Origin of the sequence: Micromonospora sicca (assembly GCF_003172935.1) — a bacterium.
Taxonomy (GTDB): domain Bacteria; phylum Actinomycetota; class Actinomycetes; order Mycobacteriales; family Micromonosporaceae; genus Micromonospora; species Micromonospora sicca.
On record NZ_QGKS01000526.1, the window covers coordinates 1 to 2,632 of the forward strand.

General features: G+C 72.0%; 4 protein-coding genes. All 4 read left to right on the forward strand.

The genetic code is table 11. The features are described from left to right. Positions 1-100 precede the first annotated feature (100 nt). Entirely contained in the window at positions 101-787 is a 687-nt protein-coding gene (locus tag DKT69_RS37145; RefSeq protein ID WP_322475044.1) for a DUF6758 family protein, read from the forward strand. A gap of 118 nt (positions 788-905) precedes the next feature. Next, the gene (locus DKT69_RS39325) at positions 906-1,064 is read left to right on the forward strand and encodes a hypothetical protein (protein ID WP_007455302.1); all 159 of its coding nucleotides are present in this window, start codon (positions 906-908) and stop codon (positions 1,062-1,064) included. Between the two features lie 6 nt (positions 1,065-1,070). After that, positions 1,071-1,946 carry a PH domain-containing protein gene (locus DKT69_RS37150; protein WP_109806020.1) on the forward strand — a complete coding sequence of 292 codons (876 nt, stop codon included), beginning with the start codon at positions 1,071-1,073 and terminating at the stop codon, positions 1,944-1,946. A gap of 103 nt (positions 1,947-2,049) precedes the next feature. After that, positions 2,050-2,632: SigE family RNA polymerase sigma factor (locus DKT69_RS37155; RefSeq protein WP_236648774.1), on the forward strand; the 583-nt coding region annotated here is incomplete at its 3' end.

Below are 2,632 nucleotides of genomic sequence, written 5' to 3' on the forward strand. Positions count from 1 at the left end.
GGCCCGCCCGCTCCGCCGTCGGACTGAATCCCCCGGCCGTCCGTCCGCTCCGCTTGACGGGCCGCCCGCGCGGGGTGACGGTGGGGGTGTGAGTGTCGCGGTGAGTTGTCCGAGATGTGCGGGCCCGATCCGGGAGCCGGACCTGATGCACGGTGAGTCACGCTGCCTGCGGTGCGGGCCGGTGTCCCCGCTGCACGTGCCCGAGCACATCGGCGCCGAGATCATGGCGAGTGTGGTCGAGCAGGTGACGTCGGCCGCCGACCCGCCCGACCGGCCGGGCGTACCGCTCTGGTGCCCCTGGCCGCTCCCACCCGGATGGACGCTCACCGGGGTGGCCTGGGCCGGGGACGAGCGGAACGGCGTACGGGCCACGGCGGTGGCCTGCGCCGGTCCGGCCCCGCTCGACGGTGGACCGGCCGACCTGCTCTTCGTGGCCGAGGAACCGGGCGTCGGCCTGGGCACCCGGTTCGCCGGCGTGCCGGGGCCGGACCCGGGTCCGGAACTGGCGGCGGCGCTCACCGACCCCGGCCCTGGTCACGCCGAACGCGTACCGCACGCCAAGATCCGGGTGGGTGGCCATCCCACTCCACTGTGGCTGGTCAATTCGCCGACCGACCGAAGCGCGTACGCCGGCGAGGCTCGGGGAATGTGGCTGCATGCGATAGCCTGGCCGGCGAGTGCGGGTCACCTCCTCGCGGAACAAGTCGTGCTGCACGACCTCGCCGAGTGGACTCCGCCCGAACTCGTGTACGGCGCACCAACTCCGTACCTGCACGGAGCGGCCTGACCGGCCGGTCCGGGTGAGTCGGAGTACGGACGCAGATATTCACTGTACGACACCATACTGATACTCTGGGTGCCGCTGCGGTAAACGGACCCGGCTCCGCGCGAGAGGATGGCCCGCTATGGTCAAGAAGGTCCTCACCTGGGCCGGCATCGCATTCTTGATCTTCTTCGTTGCCTACCGGCCGAACTCCGCCGCCGACGTCTTCAAGTCCCTCGGCGGCGGCATCATGGACATCGCTCAGGGCTTCGGCGACTTCTTCACCAGCCTCGTCGCCTAGCCGCCGATGGGAAGCCCCTCCGGTCCGCCCTTCGACCCTGACGATCCCGACCGGGAGCGCCGGGAGCGCGACACCGAGCCGATCCCCCGGATCGATCCCGACGACGGCCCCGGCTACGGCGCCGGTCCGGGTCTCGGCGACGGTCCCTCCCTTTCGGACGACGTCGGCTACGGCGCCGGGCCGGGCTACGCCGGCGAGGGCCGCTCCGGCCGGGCCTGGATCCGGGACCCGGAGGCCGGTTACCAGCCGCCGCAGATCTCCGAGGACGAGCTGGCCGGGCTGCGCGCGGACGCGGCCGGCACGGCCCCCCGCCGGGTGCTGCCCCTGGAGGACGAGCCCAGTTCGCTGGTGGCCCGCTACCTCTTCCCCACCGAGCGCTACCGGGGCGAGTGGAAGCGGCACTGGATCCACCTCTCCACACCGATCATCGTCGGCATCGCGGCCACGTTCGTGCTCGGCTACCTCTCCGGCTTCCTCGCCGGGCGGGACGTCGGCGCGTTGACCACCGTCGCGGTGCTGCTCTGGTTCGCGGTGATGGGCTGGGTCGCCTGGCGGGTCGCCGACTGGTGGTACGACCGCTTCATCCTCACCAACAAGCGGGTGATGGTGGTCAACGGCATCATCACCCGGCGGGTCGCGATGATGCCCCTGGTCCGGGTCACCGACATGAAGTACGAGCAGACGCCGACCGGCCGGGCGCTCAACTACGGCACCTTCGTGCTGGAGTCCGCCGGTCAGGAGCAGGCCCTCCGCGAGATCAAGAATCTGCCCAACCCGAACGAGCTCTACCTGCGTGTGGTCGAGGAGATGTACGAGCCGCAGGCGGTCGAGGCGCGGTTGGGCAAGGAGGCGGACGAGGCCAAGGCCGACGACGGGGCGTGAAACTTTTCGTCCGAACATCGGAGGAACTGCGCACCATTTGCCGTCGACCCGACCCTGCCGGCCGTGGCAGCCTGCCATGAAAGACGGGGCGCGGAGGTGAGCGGTGGCGAGCAGGGACCCGCTGGAGGAGGAGTTCCGCGAGTTCGTCGCGGCCCGCTCCGGTGCCCTGCTGCGCACCGCCTACTTGCTCGCCGGGGACTGGGCGACCGCCGAGGACCTGCTCCAGACCGCGCTGACCAAGACCTACCTGGCCTGGAAGCGGCTCGGCGGGATCGAGGCCATCGAGCCGTACGCCCGGCGGGTCCTGGTCAACACCTCCACGAGCTGGTGGCGGCGGCGCTGGCACGGTGAACGGCCCACCGACGTGCTGCCCGAGCGGGCCGGCGTCGACGAGATCGAGCAGCAGCTCGACCGGGACGCGCTGTGGCGGCACCTGAGCGCGCTGCCCGCCCGGCAGCGGGCCGTGCTGGTGCTCCGCTTCTACGAGGACATGTCCGAGGCGCAGACCGCCGCCCTGCTGGAGATCTCGCCGGGCACCGTCAAGAGCCAGACCTCGCGGGCGCTGTCCACCCTGCGCCGCCGGCTCGGCTCCCAGGCCGCTCTCGGCCTGCCGGCGGAGGACGCCACGCCGCCCGCCCGGCCGGTGCCGCGTACCCCCGAGCGCCCGCGAGGTCTGGCTCTTGACG

Excerpts from the sequence above, each read along its gene's own strand:
- DKT69_RS39325 (WP_007455302.1), top strand. The coding sequence starts at position 906 with ATGGTCAAGAAGGTCCTCACCTGGGCCGGCATCGCATTCTTGATCTTC.
- DKT69_RS37150 (WP_109806020.1), top strand. The coding sequence starts at position 1,071 with ATGGGAAGCCCCTCCGGTCCGCCCTTCGACCCTGACGATCCCGACCGG.